Genomic DNA, 26,586 nt, shown 5'->3' with positions numbered 1-26,586 from the left:
CCCGGCTGACATCTATTCCGCTGCCAGTACCCTGAGTGTGTCTGGCAGTCGGGTGGATGAGCGGTTTACCCGGTCGAACCAGACAATCTTGGCGTAACCCTCAGCATACAAGTCACCCGTGTCGGCATCCGTCAGGGTATGGTACGTATCCAGACTGGTATTACCGGCCTTGTCGGCGTATGTTTTCACCACAACGGTGGCCGGGTGATTCAGCTCCTTCAGAAAGGTGGCGCTGGTCTTTATAATGATCGGGCCGTCGGCAGCCTCGGGACCGCCTAATTCAAGGGATCTCAGCCATACGATCCGGGCTTCCTCGAAGAATCGGAAATAAACCGTATTATTGGCGTGGCCGTAGGCATCCATATCTCCCCAGCGTAGGGGGACGGACAAGGTGTTGACTAGATTTCCCGGTACTGACATCGGGTTCCTCCGAACCTGAGAGCGAATAAAAAGAAAAACAGAGCCGGTATTTTCGACGAACTGAAACGGATTTAACAACCTCAGGCTCAAAAATGACAGATTATTTTTCACGGTGCCGGACGTTTGGAGTAGCACTGGCCGCTCTCATCGGGTTCCTGGGTGGTGCTGCGCAGGTGGCCGCCCAGAACGTACAGGAACCCGCCCCCGAGATGTCCGGCCCGGTTAATGAAAGTGATCCTTATGAAAACTGGAATCGCAAGGTCTATAGCTTCAATGAGACTATCGATAACTGGTTTCTGAGGCCGGTAGCCCAGACGTACCGAACGGTGATGCCGGGGTTCGCAGACCGCGCTGTGACCAATTTTTTTAATAACCTCACAGAAATTCGTAATTTCGCAAACAGTCTGTTCCAGCTCAAAGGCGAGTCTGCAGTTGTGGCTGCGGGCCGGTTCACCTACAACACCGTATTCGGACTTGGCGGGTTGATTGACGTCGCTACCGCTTTTGATCTTCCGGAGCGTCCGGAAGATTTCGGTCAGACCCTTGGATATTGGGGGACAGATTCCGGTCCTTATCTGATGCTGCCATTTCTGGGGCCTTCCAACCCCAGGGATTTTGTCGGACTCGGCACTGACATACTGCTTCTTCCGTCCGCATGGGATGCGGTCGAGGAACCGGATGTTTACTTCGCCAGAGCCCTACAGATCGTGGATAAGCGGGCCGATCTCATCCCTGCGGAAGGCTTTATGTCCGGGGACGGCTATACTTTCGTGAGGAACGCGTATCTGCAACGCAGGGAATACCTGATTAACGACGGCAAGACGATGTCGGACCCGTTTGCAGATGAAGATGATGATCTGATGCTGGAAGATTTCTGATTGCAATGACTGATGGCCGCATTCGCAAGTTTCGGAAAATGCTGGCGGACGCACCCAATTACGAGGTTTGGAAAGCCGCCGCACTGGAGCTCGACTTCCTTGAGGGGAATGTGGAGTGGAAAGAGGAATTCGTTTCCGACCTCTATCACTATGAGCTGATCTATGATCGGCTCAGCAACCTTCGCCAATATCGACAGCAGAATGATTTTGAACGCTTGAAGCGGGCGTTGCGGGAAGGTCTGCATCACGACCTTGGTAACATGGGTAACGCAGCCCTCTACAGCCGTTCTCGCGTGGGTACCAAACACCTGGTGGAGGAGTACATTACCCAGGTCTGCGAATCGCTGGATTTCCTCTGTGATCACCCGGTGCCCGGGTTCCCCGTTGCCGAAAAGCTTCAGTTCTTCCGGGATACACTGACCAGTTACGGTCGCCCGACGCTGTTGCTCAGCGGTGGGGCGACGTTGGGTATGTTTCATTTCGGTGTGATCAAGGCCTTGTGGGAAAAGGGCCTGTTACCTCAGGTGGTAGCGGGATCCAGTATCGGGGCGATTATTGCCGGAATACTGGGTGTTCATACCGATGCGGAAATTCCCGAAATGCTTGTGCCTGAGAATCATCACCTGAAAGCCTGGAAGTGGCGTGGGCTGATCAGCGCCATGCAGGGGGATGGGCTGATGGATCAGGACCAGTTGAAGGCCTGCCTGAGAGCAAATATTGGCGAGTACACGTTCGAGGAGGCGTTTCAGCGCACCGGTCGCTCCATCAACATCAGCGTATCACCGGTACAGGCGCATCAGAAGGCACGTCTACTGTGCGGGTATACTTCGCCGTACCTTCTGATATGGAGTGCTGCCCTTGCCAGTGCGGCGGTACCGGGCATTTACCCACCGGTGACCCTGATGAAGAAGGACATGCATGGCAACTCGTTGCCGTACACGTCCCGGTTGAAATTCGTGGATGGATCGGTTGTCAGTGACTTGCCTATTGAGCGTCTGATGCATCTGTATGACGTGAACTTCACCATTGTCAGTCAGACTAACCCCCACGTTGTGCCGTTCCTGAATCGCCGTGGCCGGGACGAAAAGCTGAGTCTCGCAAACCTCCCGATGCATCTGTTGAAGTCAGAGATTCAGTTCCACGGACAGGGACTGTTCGATTATCTCCGCAAGCGGGTTCGCCCTGAAATTATGCGACAGGCGTCGGGGCAGTTGTATACCATCATGGCCCAGCGTTATTCCGGTGATGTCACCATCGCACCGTCATACCGGCTGCGGGATTTCCGGCGAATGCTGGCGAACCCGGAGCCTGATTATGTCCGTGAGATGATCCTGGCCGGGGAGCGTGCAACCTGGCCAAAGATTTCGATGATCCGGTCCCATGCCCGTATCTCCAAAACCCTGGAGCGTTGTGTCCGGCGGCTCAAGCACCAGCAAAAAAGAGCATACGCCGAGCTCAGACTGGTAAGCAATGCCGATTCCGGGTCCTCCTGAGATGACATTTCCCGGAGCCGGGCGGTATGATACCGCGATGACCGGGAAGCCTTCTGGGGGATCCTGCCCACTGACTTCTGCAAGCTCCGATTGAGCACCTGACTGGACTCTCATGTACTACGATTTTTTCGGTTTTCGGGAACCCCCGTTTTCGATTGCTCCGGACCCCCGTTATCTGTTTCTGAGCGACCGTCATAAAGAGGCGCTGGCGCACCTGATGTACGGCGTGCAGGGGCAGGGGGGCTTTATTGTGATTACCGGTGAGGTAGGTACCGGTAAGACCACCGTAAGCCGGTGTTTTATTGAGAACGTCCCCGACCACGTCGATATTGCTTTGATCCTCAACCCCCGGCTGTCAGCCAGGGAGCTGTTGTCGTCCGTTTGTGATGAACTCGAGATTCCCCATCCGGTCGGGGCCAGCATCAAACAGTTGGTGGACTTGATCAATGCCGACTTGCTCAAGGCCCATGGGGCCGGGCGACACAAGGTGCTGATGATCGACGAGGCCCAGAACCTGTCCGCCGACGTTCTTGAACAACTGCGGCTGTTAACCAATCTTGAGACGGCAGAGAAGAAACTGCTGCAGATCGTATTACTGGGCCAGCCAGAACTCCAGGAACTGCTGGCGCGACCGGAGCTTCGTCAGCTCAACCAGCGTGTCACCGCACGCTATCACCTGGATGCCCTGAGCAGGGATGAGCTGCCGGGTTATCTGAGGTACCGCCTTGGTGTGGCGGGCCTCAGGGCGGATATATTCACAGGCGGTGCCATCAAAAGGCTGTTTAAAGTCAGTAACGGAATTCCCCGATTAATCAATCTGATCAGTGACCGCGCTCTACTCGGCGCTTATGCCGAGGGTGAGCACGTGATTACCGCAAATCATATCCGCACGGCGGCAAAAGAAGTCAACGGTGGCCGGTCCGCGGCAGGGCAGAACGCTACTGGGGCCTATAATAATAAATCCCGATATCTTGCTTTGGTTGCTTCGGTGTTGGTCGCAGTTATTGGTACTGCGTGGTTGATGGAGCGCTGGCAAGTGGATGCAGAGACCTTCGCTGCATTGACCGGAGAGCAAGGCCCAACCGTTACCGGTACCATTGAGCGCGCCGAGGTTGTACCCGAGCCGGAGCCCGACCCCGAACCTTTGCAAGAATCCGAGACACCGGAGCCCGTAGCGGAGTCGATCCGGTCTTTTGAGTTCAACACCCACGGTCAGTCCCAATCCAGCGCTTTCCGCAGTCTGTTTGGGCTTTGGGGGAAGGATTATTTGCCTTCCGACAACCCTGACGCCTGTATTTTTGCCCGGATTAAAGGCCTTGCCTGCCTCGCTCAACAAGGGACCCGCCGCAGTCTTGAGCGACTGAATCGACCGGCGATTCTCGAGCTTCGCAATCCTGAGGGGGAGCGCCGGTATGTAACCGTTCGACATCTCGACGGAAAACAGGCTGTTGTCGAGACACTGAATGGCTCGAAGACTTTCCCGTTCGAATCCCTCGAAGCCTTCTGGTTCGGTGATTTTACTGTGTTGTGGCAGTTGCCCTCCTTTATGGATGATAGTGTCGACAACACTGGCGCCAGCACAGAACAGCTGTGGCTTAGCTCCCGGATGATGGAACTGGCGGACTTGCTGTCGAGCGAACGCCAGCAAAGTGATCAGGTTAAGCGTATGGAAACCCGCGAGCAGGTACGCTGGTACCAGCAGCAAAAAGGGCTTGTAGTGGACGGTATCGCCGGTGCAATGACGCTCATCCAGATCAACAACGATCTTGATGATGATGTGCCGAGGCTGGTATCGAACGATGCCTTGTGGGGGGATCACTAATGTCCTATATCCTGGATGCCTTGCGGAAATCCGAGGCTGAACGACGTCAGGGTAAAGTGCCGGATCTCGGTCAGCAGGTTCAGCTTATTCATAAACCCCGTAAGAAGTCGGTATCGGCGGCTTTCTGGGTAGCGATTGCGTTGATCATCAATGCCGCGGTTCTGGTGGTGATTTTCTGGCCGCGCAGTATGACCGTCGTGGGCAATGAGACAGATGTTCCCGTCGCTGATCAGAATGTGGAAGTGATTGAGCCAGAAACACCGGCCGAGTCCATGCAATCCGGTAGTGAAGCTCAAACTCCCGATCGTGCCCCTGAAACAGATACGGCGGAGACTTTACCAGTGCCGTCCGTAGACGAGCCGGTGGATGCCATCGCCGAGAGTGGTGAAGCCGAGCCCCGTCTTCGTCCGACGGTGATTGTGCCGAACCGGACAGTAGTTGATTCTGTGCCGGCGCAGCCCGACCAGGAAATGTCGGGCCGTGTGCCCCATCTGGTTGAATTACCCCTGCCATTCCAGAAGAGCATTCCCGATTTGATTTTTAACAGCCATATCTACTCGTCAGAACCGACCGCCCGACGGGTGATGATCAATAATCAGTACATGCGGGCGGGCGACAGCTTCTCCGGTATCCGTGTTGAGCGCATCACTGAAGAAGGGGTGGTCCTCAGCAAGAACGGTCGCCAGTTCCGGGTAGGTGTGGTGCGTGACTGGATGAGCCCCCGCTGATGGCCCTGACAGACGACACTAAACAGCTGATTCAACAGGCCTACCGCGATGTATTGGCGGGGAAGGATGTCCGTGCCCGTTACGGTCAGCGGCTGATGATTGCAGAAATCGCCCGTTACATGGGCGACATCACCGATAATGACGGCCAGCGAACGTCGCCGCCGTCGGCCTGTGTCGTGGAGGCGGGAACCGGTACCGGAAAAACCCTGGCGTACCTGATTGCTGCCATTCCCGTGGCCAAAGCCCTGGGGAAGACCCTGGTGATCTCTACCGCTACGGTCGCCCTGCAGGACCAGATTGTTCACAAGGACCTGCCGGATCTCAAGAAGCACAGCAAGATGGACTTCACCTGGACCCTGGCCAAGGGGCGGGGGCGGTATCTCTGCATGTCTCGCCTGGAAGCCCGACTCCATGATGAGGGTAACGGAGACAGCGATACCATGCCGCTGTTTCTGCTGGATGGCCCCGGTAACGAAGAGCCGGGAACCCGAGCCTTCTTCGAGGATATGCTCGCCAGCTACGGATCCCGAACCTGGGACGGTGACAGGGACCACTGGCCTGATCAGATTCCCGACGATATTTGGCGCCAGGTCACCACTGACCATCGTCAGTGCACCAACCGCCATTGCAGCTACTTCGACAGTTGTGCGTTCTTTGATGCCCGTAAGGGCCTGGATGACGCCGACATTGTGGTGGCAAACCACGACCTGGTCCTGGCCGATCTGACCCTCGGCGGGGGGGCGATTTTGCCTGAACCGGAGAACGCCCTGTTTATCTTTGACGAGGCCCATCACCTCCCGGACAAGGCGTTGAACCACTTCGCAGCATCGGTTCCGCTGAATGCAACGCGCCAATGGCTTAAACAGCTGTCCCAGGCACTGGGGAAAATGCAGCCGTTCCTGGCGCCGGCCACCCAGGCCGCGAAAACCATTGATCGCGTCAGCGAGGCCTCCCGGGGCGTTGATGTGGCCCTGACCGAGGTATATAGCGAAGCGGAGCAGAATACCGGCTGGGAGTTCAGCGAAGAGCGCCGTTCGGCACAGTGGCGATATCCGGAAGGGGAGTTACCGGAAGTCCTGTCCGGGTTGGCCGCCAATGCACGACTCGCGACGGCTAGCCTGGTGCGACAGTTGGGAGTACTGGTGGATGAGCTCCAGAAGGCGTTCGACGAACGAAAGGAACACGATGTGGACCGGGAGACGGCGGAATCCTGGTACCCGGTCATTGGCTCGTTCCATGCTCGCGCGGAAGACCAGCTTCGTCTCTGGGCGGCCTGGTGCGAAACCACGGGCCCCAAACCCGCCGAAGGCGACGAAGATGCCCAGGGTGAAGAAATCACCGTAAAACCCAAGCTCAAAAGTCCGCCGCCAGCTCGCTGGGCGGTTCGTCAGAGATGGGACCACGCCGAGGACATTACCCTGTACAGCAGCCCGGTATTGGCTGATAACCTGCTGTATTCCCGGCTCTGGTCCCGGGCTTACGGCGCGGTCCTGACCAGTGCCACGTTGACTGCACTTGGTCGCTTTGACCGGTTGCAGGCACGTGCAGGTTTGCCGGCGGCCAGTCGTTTCCTGGTGGTTCCCAGTTCTTTCCGCTACGCCGAGATGGCAACAGTGGAAGTGCCAGCCATGACGGCGATGCCAAGTGATGATGCGTTCACGGATGCCCTGGTGTCACGGCTGCCCGATCTTTGGGTTGGCGAGAAGGCGACCCTGGTACTGTTTACAGCTCGTCGTCAGATGCAACTGGTGCGCGATGCCCTCGCGCCGGAGTATCCCGATCTCATTATTACCCAGGATGACATGGCCAAGGGTGAGGTGCTGCGCCAACACTGTAACCGTGTGGACGAGGGGCGCCCCAGTGTACTTTTCGGCGTTGCCAGCTTTGCCGAAGGCATCGACCTGCCGGGTAAATACCTTGGACACGTGGTTATCACCCGGCTGCCATTTTCCGTGCCGGACGATCCGATAGAGGCCAGCCTGGCGGAATGGGTCTCCCAGAAAGGCGGTAATCCATTTATGGAAATCACCGTGCCGGATGCATCCATCAAACTGGTCCAGGCGGTTGGTCGGTTGTTGAGGACGGAACAGGACACCGGTCGGGTGACCATTCTTGACCGGCGCATCGTCACCCGACGCTATGGTCAGTTGTTGTTGGATGCTCTGCCCCCCTTTCGGCGGATCATTGAGCAGTAGGCTATAAAAAAAAGAGCCATCCCGGTTGGGTATGGCTCTTGTTAAAAGGGGTTCTGTTGAACCCGGGCGTCGAAACGCGGAACAAGGATTCTGAAGGCCTGAAGTTTCAGAATTCCTGGTGAAGACTTGCCTCACCTCGGAAAGAATAATAAGGGAGCGGGGGGCTTAAAGGGATCGTCCAAAGGGCGTAGTGGGGCGGATTTTCGGGTTACAAATGTGAGGTATGTCACATAAATTAGGTTATAGAATTCAGGGTTATTCCAGAAGCGCCAACTCCCGAGCTTTTGCCAGGGCTTCCGTGCGTCGGCTGACGCCCATCTTCCCGTAAAGATTGCGGATATGCGCCTTGATGGTGGCTGGAGCAACCTTCATACGGCTGGCAATGTCCTTGTTCGCTAACCCTTCATTGATCAGGACCAGAACTTCTTTCTCCCGCTGACTCAGCGGCTCAGTGAGGGCTACGCTGGTACCGGCTGGCCTCTTGGCCCTATCTTTGGCTGGTTCCGGGCTCTTCGAGCCATCGCCGATGGCCCGGAGCATGGCCAGCAGGCTGCTGTTCCAGCGTGACGGCGCGCGCAGGGCCGGTAGCTCCAACAAGCGCTGACGTACGTTCGGGCTCTCTTCTGCGAACAACCTCATAAACCCTGCGTCTGATGCTCTGTGCACTGCCTGGGACAGCATCTGATCGGCCTCCGGGATTTTCCCCTCGACGTACAGGGCTTCGGAATAGACTGTGAGGATTTCGACCAGATGCCGGAAATGTTGATCTTCTTCAGCACTGAGCCTGAGGGGTGCGAGTATCGCGATGGCGTCCGCCGGTCGGCCAGCTGCCACCATGACCCTGGCAATGCTGATCTGGTTCTGTTCCCGGTTCAGGGGATTGGAAAAATGCTCATCGGTGACTGACTGAGCCCAGCGCTCTGCCTGTTGGAGGCGACCGTCTGCCAGGTAACATCGGACCAGCAATGCAGAACAGGCCGGGGGCTCGAACAGGATATGATCGTGCCTTCGTCGGGCGACGGTGGCGGCGTCCTCCAGGGCTTCGATGGCTTCTTCAAAACGACCCTCACTGAAGGCGAGATGGCCCCGTACGTACTGGATGATGACATGCTGGCCGGGCTCGGTACCATTATTGACGTGCTCCATCAGCGGCGTAAGATGTGAGGTCGCCAGTTCGGGCTCGTTACGTTCCCGGTAGATCTCTGTCAGCGCACTGTTCTGCCAGCAGGAAATCAGTCTGGGTTGTGCTGGATCGGAATAATGCTGGTCCACCCAGCGCCGGACCGAGGTGCAGGTTTCCAGTGCGTCGTCGATATCGCCACGGTTGTACTGAATCCATGCCAGTAATCCTCCGCTGGATAGCACCGTGTTGGGTTTCCGCTCCAGCTCGCCATAATGGATTGCAGAGCGCAGGGCTTCCCTGGCGGACGGAAGATCCCCCTTGCCGTAATAATCCAGGCCAATGCCATAGTAGGTCACTGATTTAAGCGGGATGCGGGTATGGTCGATATCCTTGAGCACCTGGCGTGTCAGGTCATTGGCGCTCTTGTCATCGCTTCGGGTGCGGGCAAGGTAGGAGCGGATCAGTGAGATCTCGCTTTGCAGGCCCAGGGCCCCTTCAGCGTCCGGGTGGGAGTCAGCGACCTGTTGATCAAGAACGTCTTCGAGGGTCGAGAGTAACGGCTCCAGCATATCGACACGGTTGGCAAAAAACAGGGACCAGATCCGCAGCATCTGAAGCTGGGGGTTATCCTCCACCATGTCCGCAGGGAGGGAATCCAGCCAATTGAGGACTGGAAGATGATAGCCCCCGTGAATCAGGTTGTTGCCGTGTTCGGCGAGCACCCGTGCCAGCCAGGACCAGTCCCGTTGGCGGACAATCTGGGCAATACCCTCCTGAACGTGATTATGACTCAGAAGCCATGAGACCGCCCGCTGCCAATGTTGTTCAGCCATGTCTGGACTATCAACCCAGGCCCGTTGCAGCAACGCATCCCGAAACAGGTCGTGGTATCGGAACCAGTGGTTGCGGGTGTCCAGGGGAATCAGGAACAGGTTCTGCTTCAGTAATTGCTCCAGCATGGCCTGGCTGTTCGATGTGCCCCTTACGGCATCACACAGGGGCGCGCAAAGCTTTGGGCAGCAGGCGGTACTAAGAAGGAAATCGCGGATTGCTTCGGGTTGCTGATCCAGAACTTCACTGAGCACATAGTCGTTGATGCGGCGCTCGTCGACATCAACTGTAATAGGCAGAGCCGAATCGCCGGTGGATCGGCTGACGCCGGAAAGCGCCGATAGCTGCATTGCCGCCACCCACCCTTCGGTCTTCCGGCAGATTTTGTGGATCTCCTGTTCGGAGACTTTCAGCCCCATGGTTTCCCGGAAAAAGTGACGGCATTCTTCTTCGGAGAAAGCCAGCAGGCCGGGGTGGATATCTGCAACCCATTGGCGAACCCGCCAACGTGCCAGGGGCAGGGGAGGCTCGGTCCGTGACGCGAGGGTCAGGGTAACGCCCGGCGGCAGGTAATCCACAAAGTAGGAGAACTGACGCTGTATATCCGTATCCCGAATCAGATGGAAATCATCCAATACCAGGGACCATTGGGAACCGTCCTCTGCAAGGGCGTTAATAAGGCCTGTGATGGGGCCTTCCAGCTCCTGAACTGAACAGTGGCTGAGTTGCTGGCGACAGGTCTCCAGACCCGCCATTCCGCTGTGCTCGAACGCGCCCACTATGTATTGCCAGAAACGCCGGGGCTCATCGTCGTGGTCATCCAGGGAGAGCCAGGCGGTTGAAGTGCCCTGTTGTGTGCACCACTGGCTGACCAGGGTTGTTTTGCCAAAGCCCGCTGGCGCGACAACCAGGTTGAGCCGTTTTGAGGAACCGGGTTGCAGCAGACGGCACAACCGTTCCCGCCAGACGGCGCGGGGGTCGGAGGTTGGTCTGAGGAACTTCGTGGTCAGTAGCATCGTATCCCTGAATGCACTCGGAGTATCGATCTCGGATTGTGTGCTTTGTCAGACTGAAGTCAAGGGTAGTGTCCCGTCTGGTTAATTTGTTGACCTACTGCGTGACGCTGGCGACTCTGGCCAAGGCGCAAGTCCGCCGATGTGGTGGCTCCACATCAAGGGCTGGCAACACAGGTCCAGAGTCGCCAGCGTCGCGCCCTCCGGGAGCCCCTGAAAGCCTTGAGAGCGGTGTTACGGCGACTCGATTTGGAACTACCAAACCTTCGCCACCGCGCCTTGCTCTCACGGCTTTCAGGGGCTCAGTAGATCAACAAATTAACCAGACGGGACACTAGCTGCAAAAACGGCATTAGGGATGCGGCGTTATTCGATTTTTGGTCTAAACTGTGTAGGAGTGTCTATGTATATTAATAAAGAATGAAAAGTGTCATTTTTATGCGTATTCTGTGCTTCTCCAATATGGGCTGAAGTTCAGAGTTAACGCAGCCCGAGTTTTCCGGGAATTCAGGGAGCAACAGGGTCGATGAAACTACAACAGTTGCGCTATATCTGGGAAGTTGCGCACCATGATCTGAACGTATCAGCCACTGCCCAGAGCCTTTTTACTTCACAGCCCGGTATTTCCAAACAGATCCGCTTACTTGAGGATGAACTCGGCCTTGAGGTATTTGCCCGCAGTGGTAAGCATCTGACGCGGATCACCCCTGGCGGTGAGATCATTATCCGTGAGGCGGGGGAAATACTTCGAAGGGTAGAGGGCATAAAAAAGATTGCCCAGGAGTTCAGCAATCAGCGCAAGGGCGACCTGAGTATCGCCACCACCCATACCCAGGCCCGTTACGCGCTTCCGCCAGTGATTAGCGGCTTCATTGAGGCCTATCCGGATGTTTCCCTGCACATGCACCAGGGAACGCCCATGCAGATTTCGGAGATGGCAGCCAACGGCGCGGTGGATTTTGCCATTGCCACCGAGGCCATGGAATTGTTTAACGACCTGATCATGATGCCCTGTTACAAGTGGAACCGCAGCGTGATCGTACCGAAAAACCACCCACTGGCGAAGCTTTCCGAACTGACCCTGCCGGAGTTGGCCGAGTACCCGCTGGTTACCTATGTCTTCGGCTTTACCGGCCGGTCCAAGCTGGATGAGGCATTCCAGTCCCAGGGGCTGACACCGAAGGTGGTCTTTACCGCGGCGGATGCCGACGTGATCAAGACTTACGTCCGCCTCGGGCTGGGCGTAGGCATTATTGCCAGTATGGCGTTCGATGAGAAAGTCGATACCGACCTGGTGGCCCTGGACGCGCGCAAGTTGTTCCGGCCGAGCGTCACCCGCATTGGATTCCGTAAGGGCACTTTCCTGCGCGGTTATATGTACGAATTTATCCAGCGTTTTGCACCTCATCTCACCCGCGAACGGGTGGATGAGGCGGTTGCGCATCAGGGCAGTCGGTCGGAAATCGAAGGATTGTTCAAAGATGTCGAGCTGCCGACTTACTGATTGTCCTTGGCGATCAGGTTCCCGGCATGCAGGCCACACTCTTTCTGTGTGGCTTCTTCCCACCACCAGCGGCCTTCACGTTCGTGTTGGCCCGGAAGCACCGGTCGGGTGCAAGGCTCACAGCCGATACTGACGAAACCTCTGTCGTGCAGCTTGTTGTACGGGGCTTCCGTCATGCGGATGTAGTCCCACACTTCCTTTGAGGTCCAGTTCGCCAGGGGATTGAACTTTACCAGTTGGCGTTCTTCGGTAGAGAAGGCTTCGTCAATCTGCACCACCGGGACATCATTGCGGGTGCCAGGGCTCTGATCCTTGCGTTGCCCGGTTATCCAGGCATCCACGGTGGCCAGCTTGCGGCGTAGGGGATTGACCTTGCGAATGCCACAGCATTCCGAATGGCCATCTTTGTAGAAGCTGAACATACCCTTACGGGTGACCAGGTCCTCTATTTCCTTGGCGTCCGGGAACATCACTTCAATGTTAATTCCGTAATGCGTGCGTACCCGTTCCACGAACTCGTAGGTTTCGGGATGCAGGCGACCGGTATCCAGGGTAAACACCTGAAGGTTATCCGTGAGCTTGTGGGCCATTTCAATCAGGGCAACGTCTTCGGCCCCACTGAAGGAGATGGCAATATTATCGAATTGTGTCAGGGCCGCTTTCAGAATGGCCCTGGGGCTCTGGCCTGCGAGTTCCTGCTGTAACGCGCCAATGTCTGTCATGAAAAGCTTAGTCCTTCATAAATGTGTGATAAATCTACCATTAAGGGGCTCCGGGCTAAAGGAATGTGGTCGTATATCCTTATAGCGGGCAAGAAGCACGATGCATTCGGCGGCGGATTTTCTTATCATACGGGCCCATTGAAGCCGGAGCGCCTGTTTGCTGCCGGAAACACTGAATATGACTATCAGGAGATCACTGTGGAACTCGCGTGCCTTGACCTCGAAGGAGTACTGATCCCGGAAATCTGGATCGCGTTTGCGGAAAAAACCGGAATTGAGGAGCTGAGGGCCACCACCCGTGATATTCCTGATTACGACGTGCTCATGAAGCAACGCCTGCGCCTGCTGGATGAGCACGGTTATGGCCTGCCGCAGATTCAGGAAGTCATCGGTGAACTGGACCCGCTGCCGGGAGCCAGCGAGTTTCTGGACTGGCTGCGGGAGCGCTTCCAGGTAGTGATCCTGTCTGATACCTTCTACGAATTCGCCATGCCGCTGATGGCCAAGCTGGGTTTCCCGACGCTGCTGTGTCACAAGCTGGAAGTGGCGGACAACGGCCAGATTACCAATTACCTGCTGCGTCAGCGGGATCCCAAGCGCCAGTCTGTTCGCGCCTTCCAGCTACTGAACTACCGCGTCATTGCAGCTGGTGATTCCTACAACGACACCACGATGCTGAGTCAGGCGGAAGCCGGCATCCTGTTTCACGCTCCGCAGAACGTCATTGAAGAGTTCCCCCAGTTCCCGGCGGTTCATACCTTTGATGATCTGAAGCAGCAGTTCCTTAAGGCCAGCTCGGTGCACAACGCCTGAGTTGCCGGCCGGGATTCGTGTCGGATTACGCCTGCGGCTAATCCGACCTACAAGAAAAGCACCGTAGGTCGGGTTAGCGAAGCGTAACCCGACACCTACAAATTCGACTTACAGTTCCAGTTTCTCCAGAAACTCCATCAGCGGCCGCACCTTGGTCAGCGTCTCCTCATACTCCGCCTGCGGATCGGAATCGGCAACGATCCCTCCGCCACCCCAGCATCGAATCGTGCCCTCGTCATCACAAAGCAGAGTCCGGATTGCAATATTGCTGTCCAGCACGCCGTTCAGTCCCCAGTAGAACACCGACCCACAGTAGGGGCCTCGCCAGTGGGGTTCCAGCTCCCGGATAATTTCCATGGCCCGTATCTTGGGCGCGCCTGTGATGGAACCGCCGGGAAAGGCATCAAGCAGTGCTTTAATTGGCGATACATGATCCTTGAGAGTGGCATGGATGTGGCTGACCAGGTGATGGACATTGCGGTAGGACTCCAGGGCAAATAACTGGTCCACGGCCACGGTACCTGTTACCGCGCTGACACCAAGGTCGTTCCGCAGCAGGTCCACGATCATCAGATTCTCGGCGCGGTCCTTCTCCGAAGCTCTTAACTCGTCCGCCAGGGCCGCGTCTTGCTGAGGAGTCGTACCGCGTGGGCGGGTGCCCTTGATCGGGCTGGTGTGAACGGTTTTTCCCCGGATCTCCAGAAAGCGTTCGGGAGAAATCGAGAGTATCGAATGTCTTCCGGCCCGAATGAACGCGCTGTACGGGGTGGGGTTGGCGTCAGAAAGCGCCCGGAAGGCTTGCCATGGGTTGCCCGCATAGTGGCCGCTGAACTCCTGGGAGAGATTGGCCTGGTAACAATCGCCCGCCTCAATGTACTGGCGAACAGCGGCTACGCTTGCCACGAATTCGTCCCGGGACTGGGTGGCCGTGAACGGAGCGGGCATGTGCCACGTCTCATCCGGTGAGGCTGCGTTGCCTGTCAGCCAATCCTGCAGTTTTCTGAGGATTTTCCCCGGGCAGTCAGGGTGGACCCACAAATAATAGCTGTCGTTTACCCTGTTATGGCTAGCGGACCACAGGTAGAGGCCGGCGTGCATGAGCGGAACGTCAACGTCCGGGCATTGGTCAATCAGGCGTTTCTCTTTTACGTAGCCCAGCTCATACCCCAGGAACCCAACCCAGCCGCCGGTCAGGTGGTCCCCGGACTCCGCCTGGGGAGTGCTGTAGTGCTGCGCCGCTTTCTCCATTTGCCCTGCGAGCATGCTGAGATCCGCCGCTGCGGAAGAGCCCGGGCTGATTTCCAGGGATTGGCTGGCACAGGCGGAGAATCCACAGATCACGCCCCGGGATTCGCCGTTTCCAACGCTGCCAATATAGGCGAAGTCGTATTCCCCACAGGCATGGTCCAACAAGTGGCTGTACTCTTCGCTGGTAATGGGTCTGGAAACAGGCAGGCTCAAACTAACCCCGTAACAAATGTAGAAGAATGATAATCAGCCCACAAAACGGGCATTGTCGGTTCCGAACTCACGCTGATCTAATAGAACGGACATTTCCGTTGCATTGGACAGCGCCGGACAGGCCGGTTATTTATTTTAACCGACTTCCGGGGGTGTCGTGTGGAAACCGATTGAAAATAATAAGGAAGATTACGATGCCAAGCCTGAAAAAGTCACTGGTTACCATAGCGTTGACCTCTGCATTGCTCACAACCCCTTTTGCTCTCTCTGAGGAGAATCAACTGGCCGTCGAAATTCCGGAGAACAGTGTGCTGTCTGATGGAATGCTTACCAAGGAAGAACTGGCAAAGTTCGCCGTTATTGGTCAACAACAACTGGTAAAGCTAACGGAAAAAGCGATGGAGGAGTACACCAGCGAGTTAATGGATGACGATGACAATATGCCTGCTGCCTGGATGCTGCTGGATGACGGGGAAACCATCAAGAGGATCAATATTGATTCCCAGGCGGAGCAGGCAAACGCCCAGATGAGGATCCTGATGTACCGGGCGGCACTCAAGTCGATTGCGCGTCGCGGAAAGATCAATGCGGCAGTCATCCTTTATACCGGCAAGGTTAAAGAAGGGGAAGATGCTGAGGCGCTTGTCATAGAGCATGAGCATCGGTTGGGTATTTCTGCCAACAAGGTGGTGCCTTTCCATCTGGAAGATGGGGACGCGTCGTTCTCGCAGGCGATTACCAGGGAAAAGCCGTTCCAGATGTTTTACGACGATAAGCAAGAATCACCGGCTCATCAGGGGTGAAAGTGAGAAGTAATGCGCGTTTGTTTCAGGTTGTAAGCGACTCGTGAAGAACTGTGAATGCAGTCACGGACTAGGACTGTAAAACAATCTTAAATGGAGTCGTGGGGTAAGGGACTCCACATCAAAAAATACAAACTCAGATAACAACAACATGAGTTTATAAGGAGATAATATGAAAGGCCTGAAGAAAATCGCACTCGCAACCGCGGTCGCTGCTGCTCCTTTTGCAGCACACGCTGACCTGAAAGCAATGGACGACAGTGCAATGGGTAACGTCACCGGTCAGGCCGGTGTGACCATCGAACTGGAAACCAAAGTAAGCATTGGTCAGTTCAAGTACACGGATGAAGGCTCCTTCGCAGTTAACGACATCGTTCTCGGTGGTTCGGGTGTTGCCGGTGGCACAGGTACTGAGCTGCTGGACCAACTGAAGATCGATATCGACGTGGCTGATGATGGCGACGCAGTTATCCACGTAGGCACCCTGGATGGCAACCCGATCGACTGGGGTATGACCGTTGGTTCCATGGAGCTGCTGGCTGGTAGCACTGGCTCAGATAGCACTACGCTGATCTCCAACATGAGCGGTTACGGTAACCTGGCGCAGCTCGACTTCCGTGTTGACACCGCTACCGACCACCTGAATATCGTTGCTGCCTTCGACGTACAGGATATGGACTTTGACGTTGAGTTCCTGGGTATTGGTATTCGTGACATGGTGATCACCGGCGCTGGCGGTAACTTCGACTATGACGGCGACGGCTCGGTCATGTCTGCTGACGCAGATGGTGAATTCGGTCTGGATCCGGCATCCCAGGAAGCTCAGGTGCTGGCCGGTTTCGCCAACGTGAACCTGGATGTATATAAAGGTGCTGGCCTTGGTGCCTCCACGGCTACAGACGTACTGCGTATCGACGTAAACAACGTGTACATGGATATGTCTATCGGTGCAGTTGAAATTGGTGGCACGTCCATCGGTTCCCTCGCCATCGACAACCTGGCGGTTACCGACACCAAGCTCGCAGTTTACGGTCACTAATCTGACCTGACTCAGCAGGTGTTCAATAAACGCTCCGCTTCGGCGGGGCGTTTTTTTTATTCTGAAGGTAAAAAAACGACGCCCACAAAGACGTCGTTTATGGCTGGTAATTCTGCTATTGGGTGCTACTGATCCGGTACCGCTATCGATAAATCAAAACCACCACCCGGGCGTGGTGTCAGGCTGATGGGCCCTTCATTGATCGCCTGAGGTACTTCAATGCGGTCAATGCCGGGAGGGTTACCGATGGAGAAATTCACGTTCTGGCCGTCAAATCCGATACCAAGCTGGTCGTTCAGGAATGTCTGGGTGAAGGGTTCATCCGGAATCTGGGCCTGTTGACCAAAGATGATGGGCGGGATTGTGGGTGTGAAGTCTACTTGAGGCTGCGCACGAGCCAGTTCTTCCTGAGGCAAAAGCAGGGCACGGCGAAGGAATTCTTCCTCGGCCTGTTCCAGTGCCTCGGATTTGCCTTCTTCCTGATACCGCTGCAGGGCTTCCCGATAGGCTTCTTCTTCCGCTTCCGATACTACGGGTTCACCGGGTGAAATCGTCAGGGAGCGTAGGATGCGCTGGCGATCCGCTGCACTTTTCTGCTGGTCCCTGGGAACGACGATGACAGCGGAGTCTTTCACATAGGTGTCCACCATCTCATCGGATGTCATGGTTTGCACACCCGCTGACAGCGCTGTGCTGAAAACAGCAAGTCCGGTGGCGCTGGCGATGGCAATGGAGAGAGGGGTTGGGCGTGTCATGGTATAGCCCCCTGGCTGTGATCCACGATGTAGGAGGTATGCCTGATAACACTGCAATCAGTCTGCTCCCTTTATAATCAGTATTCGGATTGCCCGACACAAATTCAAGGGATTTGTCGCGGGATTGTGACCACTATCGGTGTATTTTCAGTATTGTTATAAATATCGTAGTAAAGATGGTTATATAGACGGCCGATTTTCCCGGGGCACCCTGGGGTAGCTAACAGGACCTTTATGTTTCAGGCACTTCGTTCGCGCTGGCAGCGCTGGGTTAATCGCAGGATTCCCCGAGCGGATAAGCAGGTATTCAGCCAGCGAAATATTTTCATTTTGCCGACCGGACCGGGTGTGGTGTTTGGCCTATTGCTGCTGGTAATGCTGATTACCGGCATCAACTATCAGAACAGTCTGATCTACCTGCTGACCTTTATGCTCGGCGCCATTATGGTGGCTGCCATGCACCAGACACACCGCAATCTTGCAGATCTGGAACTTACCCTTGTTCAGGCCGGCGAGGGGTTTTGCGGTGATCGGATTCCATTCCGATTTCGCGCGGTGTCAGGTAAGCACGACGCTGTTGCAATTTCCCTGAGTTTCGATGAGCACACCCTGAGTCAGCAGCACGTACCGGCTGGACAGGCTGGTGATCTGGTGTTGTCGGCGGAAAGCCCGCAACGTGGGTATTTCCGTCCCGATCGAGTCCGGGTGGAGACCCGCTTTCCATTCGGACTGCTCAAGGCGTGGTCCTGGGTCCGGCCGGCGTCCTTTGGTATTGCTTATCCGCGGCCAGTGCCTGCGCCGGACGCGATGAGTACAGTATCTGACGGTGATGATCAGGAAACCGCCCGCGCCATCGACGGTAACGACCATGCTGACATGCGGCCCTGGCGGGAAGGGGATCTGGCTCAACGTGTTTTATGGAAACGCTTTGCGCGTACCGGCCAGATGGTGATTGCAGACTGGGAGGGTGAGCAGGGCAGTCCCCACTGGATTGATTACCATGCATTCCCTGGCGTGGATCAGGAATTGCGAATCAGCTATCTGACGGCTTTGGTTATTGAACGCGGCCAGACAGGCACACCGTTTGGACTGAATCTGCCGGGCCAGGTTATTGATCCGGATGCCGGACCCGCTCATGTCAACCGTTGTCTTAAAAGCCTTGCGGTGTTTGGCCTGGATAAGCCGCGGGATGATTCCACGAGCGCTTTTGGTTCCAGGGCACAGACTGATGGCACGACAGTGATCGGGGAGGTCGGTTGATGGCAACACTTCCCGGTAATTATGAGGTGTCAGGCTTTTCTGGAGCAGAAGTTCCAGCACTGCCGAGCAGGGCGCTGATCTGGGTGATCGCCAGTTTTGCGTTGCTACTGGTGCCGCAATGGGACCGACTACCGGTGTGGCTGATTGCCAGTTGTGTTGCCCTTGCGGGCTGGCGTTGGCTGGCTCAGTCCGGTCGTGTCCGTTTGCCGGGAAAATGGACGAGAACCGCGATCATGCTGGGGGTGATTGCCATTTACGTTGCCACGGTACAGGGACGGTTTACGGTGGATACGGCAGCCTCTTTCTTCGTCCTCGCTGTGGGACTCAAGTGGCTGGAAACCCGATCCACCCGGGATTTCTATGTGCTGTTTTTCATCCTGGTGTACCTGGCAACGGTCAATTTCCTGTTCCATCAGGAGATCCACTGGGCGGCGCTGAATCTGCTGGCAGTCGGTTTTTTGCTGGTGGGGCTTCAGACGTTGAATGCTCCGGATTTACCGGAGTCCATGCGTTCCGGCTGGGGTCGTTTGGGCATGATGCTGCTGAAAACGTTGCCCGTTGTCGTATTGCTGTTCTTATTTTTTCCGCGTGTGGCTCCGCTTTGGAGTGTGCCTCTGGTATCCGGAGAGGCGCGCTCTGGTATCAGTGACACCATGCGCCCCGGAGATATCTCCAACCTCGCACAGAGCAGTGAGAGAGCATTCCGCGCTACCTTCGGTGGCGAACTGCCCGCGTATAGGGACCGTTATTGGCGGGGGTTGATCCTGGACTATCTGGATGGGGAGACCTGGCGTCAGGGTCAGGGGGAGCCCTTCCGGAGACCGGGTCGCGTGTCTGTCGATGGCGGCGTGGGCAACCTGACGCCTGGCCAGTACGATGTGTTGATGGAGCCCACGGACGAGCGTTGGGCCTTTGTGCTGGAGGATTCTGTAGCTGTTTCCAATAACGTGGTGCCGACAGACGAGGGCTTGTTCCGTTTCCGCCGCCCAGCCGACACGACCGTTCGTTATCGTATGGAGTTGCAAGGTGGCGACAGCGAGAATGCCGTAGCAGAGGATCCGCAAACTTTACGCCGATACCTGCAGTTGCCCGGAAGCGGTAACCCGCGAGCGCGAGCCCTGGCGGAAGAAATGAAGGCAGACAACCCCACCCCTGAAGCCCTGGTTGGGGCGCTGATGTCCCGGTTCCGACAACAGGCATACTATTACACCCTGCGACCTCCTACGATGCCTCAAGACGGCATTGATGCTCTGCTGTTTGATGAAAAACGGGGATTCTGCGCCCACTACGCAGGTGCGACAACGTTCCTGTTGCGAGCCGCTGGCATACCCGCCCGAGTAATCGTGGGATATCAGGGAGGGGATCCGGGTGCGGGTAACGAGTATCTTGTCGTTCGTCAGTACGATGCCCATGCCTGGGTCGAGGCGTGGATCGAAGGTCAAGGCTGGGTGCGTGTGGATCCGACCGCCGCCATAGCACCTGACCGGATTGAGTCCGGATTGCGGGATGCCGTGGCCGAAGAAGGCTCATTTCTTGAGAATGACTGGGCGTCACCGCAACGGTACGGCAACATGGCTGTACTCCAGTGGGCGTCCCTGCAACTGGACCGTATCAACTATCAGTGGCAACGCTGGGTGGTGGGCTACCAGGGCCAATCCCAGATGGATTTGATGTCCCGTTTGCCCGGAGGGTTCGGGTTGAAAGAGTTGGGCTATGCGACAGCGGGCATAGTCGGGTTCGCCCTATTGGTTGCCGGAGGGTTTTCCAGCTGGCAAATGCGTAGCTCAACTTCCCGTGATCCTGTCATGCGGCTAATCCGACGCTGGTACAGGCTTTGTGAACGTGCGGGTATTCCGGTGCGCTTTGGGGAGACGCCCGCGCAGCTGGCCGAGCGTATTGGTTCGGCGAGCCCCCGGGCCGGGGGAGCCGCCAGAGCTTTTGCCCGAATGGTAAACAAGCATTACTATGGCAGCGAACCGCGAGCGGATCAGCGCCAGTCACGGGAAAAAATGGGGCGTTTACTGATCACTATGCGTAAACAGATGTTGCGGGATACCTCCGAGTCTGGTGAAACCGCGACTCACCGCCACTAAAAAGGGTAACAGGTTGAATCCATCCGAAGTGTCCATGCCCTGGCTCCACGATGCCTGGCAAAGTCTGCAGAAACGTCTGGGTGAAAACCGGCTACCTCATGCGTTACTGGTGACGGGCGAGCGTGGCGTTGGTAAGCGGATGTTTGCCGATGGCGTTGCCGGATTACTGATCTGTGATCGGCCTGCCCATGATGATGATCATGGTCTTCAACCATGTGGCGGCTGTAAACAGTGTGAGCTGGTGGCGGCTGGTACCCATCCGGATATCCGCGTTTATAGCCCCGAAAAGTCACGGATGATCAAGGTGGATCAGATTCGGGCACTGTCGTCGTTCGCCGTATCGTCTCCACAGGTCGGACAACGCAAGGTAGCGATCATTGATCGTGCAGATCAATTGAACATCAACTCTGCGAACGCTTTGCTGAAGACCCTGGAAGAGCCTTCCGACGATGTGGTGCTCCTGCTGTTGCAGGAAAGCGGGCGCCCGATTCTGCCGACCATCCGATCCCGCTGCCAGACCCTGTTGATTGCCATTCCGGATGGCGATGCTGCAGCTCGTTGGTTGGCAACTGAAGTCATGAAACTGGATGAAGCGGACCGTCCCTCCGCGGAGTTGTGCGGCAAAGCACTGACGTTGTCCGGCAACACGCCGAGACTGGCCTATGAGTACCTGACAGGGGATTACCTGACGTTGCGGGATCAGGCCCTGAATCAATTCCGTCAGTTCATGAAAGGCCAGCTGACGGTAGGCGAAGCCGCCAAGCCGTTCAAGGCTCTCGGGCTGGAAGGCGCCCTGGGATTGTTTGAAAGCTGGGCAGCGGATCTGGCCAGGATCAGTGCCAATGGCACGCCAAGGGATACGGATGCAGCAGAGATGCTGAATTATCTCGCCAAATCCAACCCGCCGTGGTGTGCGCACCAGATCCTGGAGCTGATTCACGAGACACGTTCCGCGGCTGTCTACAACGTTAATCCGGAGCTTGAGGCAGGCAGGCTGCTGATCGCGTGGCAGGCATTGATGCCCCGTAAACGGGCGCCGGCCTGAACCGACAACCGCTGGGGGGGGCAGAGAGAGCGATTTTGGCCAACTGCTGCTATGATTGCGAAATATCAGATAATTTTCAGTCTCGAACAGTAAGTCGGATAAGCCGAAGCCTTCATCCGACATCGTAATCCAACAAAGTAACAATGTTTCTCAGCCAGATAGAAAGGTGTTAACTATGGGCCCCGGCTTTGGCGCACGAAGTGGCATACTGACCCTTACCATAAAGGACAAAGCCGTACTGTACGCGGCGTACATGCCATACATCCGGCAAGGTGGACTGTTCATTCCGACCCAGAAACAGTACCAGCTCGGGGACGAAGTGTTTCTGTTGCTGAACCTGATGGATGAACCCGAGAAAATACCGGTTGCCGGTAAAGTGATCTGGATTACCCCCAAAGGTGCGCAGGGTAACCGCGCCGCGGGTATTGGAGTCCAGTTCAATGGCGATGATGAGACCGCGCGGACCAAGATCGAGTCCTATCTGGCAGGCTCCCTGAGCTCCGACCGACCGACCCACACCATGTAACCGCAGGTGAACTGATCCTTTAATGAATGACATTGTGTTATCCCCGAAAGCGGCCGTAGAGGCGACTCCTGAAGAGGTGAACTGGCCTCTGAAAAACATCGAGCTGGCGGGTCTGCGCTGGCCTGCCAGCGAAAATTCTGGCGACTCGTGTCCGATCCTGATGCTTCATGGCTGGCTGGATAACAGTCTGACATTTGCTCATCTGGCGCCGGCGCTGCCACGTGGACGGGAAGTGTATGCCATCGACATGGCGGGCCACGGGCACTCCGGTCATCGTCCGGACGGCCAGAGTTATCTGCTGATGGATTACGTAGCCGACCTGGCAGAGCTGATCGAACATTATTTTGATCATGCGCCTGGGCACAAGGTGGACCTGATCGGGCATTCTCTGGGCGGGATTGTGTGTGTCCTGTACGCGGCGGCGTTTCCGGAGCACGTCCGGAATCTGGTGATGATTGACAGTCTGGGCCCGATCAGCCGGCCACCGGAGGATACTATTCCGAAATTGCGCCAGGCCATCAGGAAAAGAATGACCGGGTCGGGCAAGTCCGTGGTTTATCCCGATCCCCAGACCGCTGCCAAAGCAAGGGAAGGGGGGCTGAGCCCGCTATCTCCCGAAGCTGCGTTGACACTCATCCCTCGCAACATGAAAGCGGTCGATGGTGGCTTTGTCTGGCGTACTGATCCAAGACTCCGTCATCCTTCTATCATGATGCTGGAGGAATCGCAGGTGCTGGCGAGTCTTCGCAAGGTCAGTACACGTACTCTGTTTATCCGAGCCGAGAATGGCTTACTGTCCCATCGAAAGGGATGGGAGCCCCGCCTTAAGGCCATTCCCCGGATGGAAACCGTGACGGTACCTGGTGGTCATCACTGTCATTTCGACGGTGATATTGAACCTGTCAGTCATGCAATCAGGGAATTTATCAGCCATGATGTTTAAAGGGCTATTGAACGGTTTTATCGTGGGATTTCTGGTATTAGCAGGTTCTCATCCGGTCGTGGCACAGACCACCAACGGCGACCTTGCGGCGTTTCCGGCTGCTTATCCCCAGTCCTCACTGGAAGACGAAGAGCCGGTAGTCTCTTCTGGCCATCTGGTTCTTTTCAGCCCGGTCCGGGAGATAAATAATCAGATCCGCTCGGAGAAAATGGCAAGAATTCCGGTCACAGGCGTAGGGCGTCTCTATCAGGTCAACCGGGATGCCAGTCGCGGTGAAGCACGCGCACATTACCAGAGGATATTGCAGGCACGGGGTGCCCAGGTGTTGTTTGAGTGCAGTGGTCGCGATTGCGGTCGCAGTAATGTCTGGGCGAATCAGATTTTTGATCAGTCGACATTGTATGGACGCGATTCCGATCAGGATTATCTGGTTGCGGCAGCGGTCGGAGAATCCGGCAAGACCTGGCTTACCCTGATTTATACCGTTACACGTGGTACGCAGCGAGAATACGTATGGGTGGAGCATCTGGAAACCAGCGAGGGCGGAGCGATTCCCGGCCTCGATTCGGCCAGTGCCCGTATTCGGGGCCCTATCATTGTGCCCTGGCAAGGAGGCGTCACACACAGCTTCGATTGGAGTGCCAGTGACCGGCGGATTCTGAATAGCTGGGCAGACGAAGATGGCGCCTCAGTTGTGTTAACAGGGTATGCCTCACTGGGTGAAAATGAACCGCTGGAGGATGCCATGGCGCGGGCGCGGAATGCCATGGAGTCTCTGTCGCAGGTACTCGATAAAAGTGGAGTCTCCAGGAATCGCCAGACGCTGATTACTGTTGGTCCGGCAATCATTATCCCGTCTCCCGAACGTCAGGGTGATCGTGTTGAGATTGTCGTGATACGAGGTGGGCCGGGTGAGTAAACCGACAGACAACCATTCCGATAAAACGGAACCCCCTACCGATGGTGCCTCTGCCGTCGTTAAGGATGCTGAGGTTACTGTGGCGGAAGCATCTCAATCATCTGAAAAGAAACCCATGAAGCCGGGGCAGGGAAAAACTGTAGCCCTGACTCTGGGAAGTGGCGGTGCGCGCGGTTACGCCCATATTGGAGCCATTGAAGTTCTGGAGGAACGAGGCTACGAGATTGTCGCTATCTCCGGGTGCTCCATGGGGGCCTTGGTCGGTGGCATGTATGCGGCCGGAAAGATGAAGGACTACAAGGATTGGGTGACAGGACTGGGGCAGTTTGATGTCCTGAAACTTCTTGACGTGACTTTCAATTCTGTCGGTGCGATACGTGGTGAGAAAATCTTTTCCGTTGTGCGGGAAATGCTCGGCGATATCCGTGTTGAGGATTTGCCTATCGCCTATACCGCCGTGGCGACGGACTTGCTGGCACACAAGGAAATATGGTTTCAGGAAGGCCCTCTGGATCAGGCTATCCGCGCGTCCGTTGCCATTCCCAGCGTGGTGACGCCACTGGTGCTTAACGGTCGGGTGCTCGTGGACGGTGCGCTGTTGAACCCACTTCCCATCATTCCCACGATTTCCTCCCATGCTGACATGATCGTGGCGGTGAATCTCAGTGGTGAGGATGACAGGCGTCGCCGGATTCCTGACGCCGGCTTCAATGAGGCTGGTGAGCTGGAGGAAGGTGAAACGGAAGAATGGATGGACGTCATCCGCGAAAAAGCGTCCCGTTGGTTTGACTGGGATGCGATCAAGACCTTCAGTAGTCGCAAAGTGGGAGTGGCGCCAGGCGACAGTCCCGAGGATAAAATCAGCAAGGCTGTCGAAAAAAAACGGGTAGACAAGGTTCAGGACGATCCGGACTTGGCTCATGAAACCATCGATTGGGACAAGCTGGGCATCGGGAAGTTCGATGTCATGAACCTGACTATCGAAACCATGCAAAGCGCCCTTGTCCAGTACAAGATCGCCGGCTACCCACCGGATTTGCTGGTCAACGTGCCGAAAAACGCGTCGCGCAGCTACGATTACCACAAGGCTCCAGAGCTGATTCAGCTGGGAAGAGAGCGAATGGCGGCAGCTCTGGATCGCTATGAAGAGAATCGCACCAGCTCTGGCCCCATGGCAATGTAATGCCGTTGGGTAAGCGGGGCTGCAGTGTGCTGGCCAAACAGCGTATAATGCCGGTCAGAAACGCATCTTCACACAGGAATCCGAGCTACGTGACCAGCCCTATTGATGACCTGCATACCGTCAGGGATTTCCTGCGGTACGTTTCTTCCCGGTTCTCCGCTTCAGATTTGTATTTCGGTCATGGCACTGACAACGTGTGGGACGAAGCCGTGCAGTTGGTGATGCGCAGCCTGCACTTGCCTCTGGAGAACAACACGCTGTTTCTCGACGCGCGTCTGATCCGGGAAGAGCGGGAACTCATCATCAGTCGCATGCGCAGACGGATTGAAGAACGGGTACCCCTGGCTTATCTATTGGGGGAAGCCTGGTTTATGGGCATGCCGTTCAATGTGGATGAGCGCGTTTTGGTTCCACGCTCTCCCATTGGAGAGCTAATTGAACGCGGCCTTCAACCCTGGCTTGGCGAACTCCCGGTGACACGCATTCTTGACCTTTGCACAGGTAGTGGCTGCATCGGCATAGGAGCCGCGACAATATTTGAAGAGGCAGAAGTCGATCTCTCGGATATATCATCGGATGCCCTGGAGGTCGCCCGATCCAACATCGAGCTTCACGAGTTGACTGATCGGGTACGCACCGTGCAATCAGATGTATTCGACGGCATTGAGGAACGTTATGACGTTATCCTGAGCAATCCGCCTTATGTCGACGCCGAGGATATGGCGGGCATGCCGGAGGAGTATCGCCATGAACCAGAGCTTGGATTGGCAGCCGGGAATGATGGTCTTGAGATTGCCCACCGGATCATTGCCGGGGCGGCGGATCATTTGAATCCGGGCGGACTGCTCATTGTTGAAGTGGGCAATAGCTGGGTCGCACTCGAGCAGACGTATCCGGATTTGCCAATGACCTGGCTGGATTTCGAAAATGGTGGTGACGGCGTCTTTCTGGTGACCGCCGAAGACCTTCGCCAGTGGCAGGGAAAATCCTGAGAACCTTTTTATAAACCCTGGATAA

22 protein-coding genes are annotated in these 26,586 nt (G+C 56.2%); 17 read left to right on the top strand and 5 right to left on the bottom strand.

Annotation, left to right across the window (positions count from 1 at the left end; all coding sequences use genetic code 11):
- Positions 1-12: 12 nt before the first annotated feature.
- Complete coding sequence (locus MARLIPOL_RS08380) at positions 13-420, bottom strand: acyl-CoA thioesterase (protein ID WP_036190977.1); 408 nt, start codon at positions 418-420, stop codon at positions 13-15.
- Positions 421-512: 92 nt separating this feature from the next.
- Here MARLIPOL_RS08380 and MARLIPOL_RS08375 point away from each other — a divergent pair, with 92 nt between their 5' ends.
- The 5 genes from MARLIPOL_RS08375 (at position 513) to dinG (ending at position 7,536) form a co-directional block, all read left to right on the top strand.
- The gene (locus tag MARLIPOL_RS08375; RefSeq protein WP_012137622.1) at positions 513-1,298 is read left to right on the top strand and encodes an MlaA family lipoprotein; all 786 of its coding nucleotides are present in this window, start codon (positions 513-515) and stop codon (positions 1,296-1,298) included.
- 5 nt (positions 1,299-1,303) lie between these two features.
- Positions 1,304-2,791, top strand: coding sequence for a DUF3336 domain-containing protein (locus MARLIPOL_RS08370; protein WP_012137621.1), 1,488 nt, complete (start codon positions 1,304-1,306; stop codon positions 2,789-2,791).
- Positions 2,792-2,903: 112 nt separating this feature from the next.
- Positions 2,904-4,613: an ExeA family protein gene (locus MARLIPOL_RS08365; protein WP_012137620.1), complete on the top strand. Its 1,710-nt coding sequence runs from the start codon at positions 2,904-2,906 to the stop codon at positions 4,611-4,613.
- Entirely contained in the window at positions 4,613-5,341 is a 729-nt protein-coding gene (locus tag MARLIPOL_RS08360) for a general secretion pathway protein GspB (RefSeq protein WP_012137619.1), read from the top strand. The genes MARLIPOL_RS08365 and MARLIPOL_RS08360 overlap by 1 nt, the downstream gene beginning before the upstream one ends.
- Complete coding sequence (gene dinG, locus MARLIPOL_RS08355) at positions 5,341-7,536, top strand: ATP-dependent DNA helicase DinG (protein ID WP_012137618.1); 2,196 nt, start codon at positions 5,341-5,343, stop codon at positions 7,534-7,536. The genes MARLIPOL_RS08360 and dinG overlap by 1 nt, the downstream gene beginning before the upstream one ends.
- 255 nt (positions 7,537-7,791) lie before the next feature.
- On the opposite strand, the gene MARLIPOL_RS08350 is transcribed toward dinG, so the two are convergent.
- Positions 7,792-10,506, bottom strand: coding sequence for a LuxR C-terminal-related transcriptional regulator (locus MARLIPOL_RS08350; RefSeq protein ID WP_012137617.1), 2,715 nt, complete (start codon positions 10,504-10,506; stop codon positions 7,792-7,794).
- A gap of 523 nt (positions 10,507-11,029) precedes the next feature.
- Between MARLIPOL_RS08350 and cysB the strand changes: the two genes are divergently transcribed.
- Complete coding sequence (gene cysB, locus MARLIPOL_RS08345; RefSeq protein WP_012137616.1) at positions 11,030-12,007, top strand: HTH-type transcriptional regulator CysB; 978 nt, start codon at positions 11,030-11,032, stop codon at positions 12,005-12,007.
- Here the strand turns inward: cysB and MARLIPOL_RS08340 are convergent.
- Positions 12,001-12,729 carry a phosphoadenylyl-sulfate reductase gene (locus MARLIPOL_RS08340; RefSeq protein ID WP_012137615.1) on the bottom strand — a complete coding sequence of 243 codons (729 nt, stop codon included), beginning with the start codon at positions 12,727-12,729 and terminating at the stop codon, positions 12,001-12,003. The genes cysB and MARLIPOL_RS08340 overlap by 7 nt on opposite strands.
- A 198-nt stretch (positions 12,730-12,927) precedes the next feature.
- Between MARLIPOL_RS08340 and thrH the strand changes: the two genes are divergently transcribed.
- Positions 12,928-13,542 carry a bifunctional phosphoserine phosphatase/homoserine phosphotransferase ThrH gene (thrH, locus tag MARLIPOL_RS08335; protein WP_036191121.1) on the top strand — a complete coding sequence of 205 codons (615 nt, stop codon included), beginning with the start codon at positions 12,928-12,930 and terminating at the stop codon, positions 13,540-13,542.
- Between the two features lie 108 nt (positions 13,543-13,650).
- Here thrH and pabB read toward each other — a convergent pair whose 3' ends face one another.
- On the bottom strand, positions 13,651-15,003 hold the full coding sequence (gene pabB, locus MARLIPOL_RS08330) for an aminodeoxychorismate synthase component I (RefSeq protein WP_323807370.1): 1,353 nt from the start codon (positions 15,001-15,003) through the stop codon (positions 13,651-13,653).
- Between the two features lie 194 nt (positions 15,004-15,197).
- On the opposite strand from pabB, the gene MARLIPOL_RS08325 reads away from it, so the two are divergent.
- Together MARLIPOL_RS08325 and MARLIPOL_RS08320 are read left to right on the top strand one after the other, a co-directional pair.
- A complete protein-coding gene (locus MARLIPOL_RS08325) occupies positions 15,198-15,806 on the top strand; it encodes a hypothetical protein (protein ID WP_012137612.1) in 609 nt (202 codons plus the stop codon).
- Between the two features lie 172 nt (positions 15,807-15,978).
- Positions 15,979-16,845, top strand: coding sequence for a DUF6160 family protein (locus tag MARLIPOL_RS08320; RefSeq protein WP_012137611.1), 867 nt, complete (start codon positions 15,979-15,981; stop codon positions 16,843-16,845).
- Between the two features lie 125 nt (positions 16,846-16,970).
- On the opposite strand, the gene MARLIPOL_RS08315 is transcribed toward MARLIPOL_RS08320, so the two are convergent.
- Complete coding sequence (locus MARLIPOL_RS08315; protein ID WP_012137610.1) at positions 16,971-17,600, bottom strand: hypothetical protein; 630 nt, start codon at positions 17,598-17,600, stop codon at positions 16,971-16,973.
- A 234-nt stretch (positions 17,601-17,834) separates the two neighbouring features.
- Between MARLIPOL_RS08315 and MARLIPOL_RS08310 the strand changes: the two genes are divergently transcribed.
- The 8 genes from MARLIPOL_RS08310 to prmB all read left to right on the top strand — a co-directional run bounded on the left by MARLIPOL_RS08310 (position 17,835) and on the right by prmB (position 26,561).
- Positions 17,835-18,860 carry a DUF58 domain-containing protein gene (locus MARLIPOL_RS08310; protein WP_012137609.1) on the top strand — a complete coding sequence of 342 codons (1,026 nt, stop codon included), beginning with the start codon at positions 17,835-17,837 and terminating at the stop codon, positions 18,858-18,860.
- On the top strand, positions 18,860-20,953 hold the full coding sequence (locus tag MARLIPOL_RS08305; protein ID WP_012137608.1) for a transglutaminase family protein: 2,094 nt from the start codon (positions 18,860-18,862) through the stop codon (positions 20,951-20,953). The genes MARLIPOL_RS08310 and MARLIPOL_RS08305 overlap by 1 nt, the downstream gene beginning before the upstream one ends.
- 34 nt (positions 20,954-20,987) lie before the next feature.
- Positions 20,988-21,998 (top strand): DNA polymerase III subunit delta', encoded by a 1,011-nt coding sequence (gene holB, locus MARLIPOL_RS08300; protein WP_012137607.1) that lies wholly within the window; start codon positions 20,988-20,990, stop codon positions 21,996-21,998.
- 175 nt (positions 21,999-22,173) lie between these two features.
- Positions 22,174-22,524, top strand: a complete 351-nt coding sequence (locus MARLIPOL_RS08295) for a PilZ domain-containing protein (RefSeq protein WP_008171779.1) — start codon at positions 22,174-22,176, stop codon at positions 22,522-22,524.
- 22 nt (positions 22,525-22,546) lie between these two features.
- Positions 22,547-23,467: an alpha/beta fold hydrolase gene (locus tag MARLIPOL_RS08290; RefSeq protein WP_012137606.1), complete on the top strand. Its 921-nt coding sequence runs from the start codon at positions 22,547-22,549 to the stop codon at positions 23,465-23,467.
- Positions 23,468-23,525: 58 nt separating this feature from the next.
- A complete protein-coding gene (locus MARLIPOL_RS08285; RefSeq protein WP_228677595.1) occupies positions 23,526-24,386 on the top strand; it encodes a DUF4892 domain-containing protein in 861 nt (286 codons plus the stop codon).
- Between the two features lie 115 nt (positions 24,387-24,501).
- Entirely contained in the window at positions 24,502-25,569 is a 1,068-nt protein-coding gene (locus MARLIPOL_RS08280) for a patatin-like phospholipase family protein (RefSeq protein ID WP_186008484.1), read from the top strand.
- 89 nt (positions 25,570-25,658) lie between these two features.
- On the top strand, positions 25,659-26,561 hold the full coding sequence (gene prmB, locus MARLIPOL_RS08275; RefSeq protein WP_012137603.1) for a 50S ribosomal protein L3 N(5)-glutamine methyltransferase: 903 nt from the start codon (positions 25,659-25,661) through the stop codon (positions 26,559-26,561).
- Positions 26,562-26,586: the final 25 nt, after the last annotated feature.

Source organism: Marinobacter lipolyticus SM19 (assembly GCF_000397065.2).
Taxonomy (GTDB): Bacteria; Pseudomonadota; Gammaproteobacteria; order Pseudomonadales; family Oleiphilaceae; genus Marinobacter; species Marinobacter lipolyticus.
Note: the sequence above shows the minus strand (reverse complement) of the source record. Positions and strands in the feature narration are given on the sequence as shown.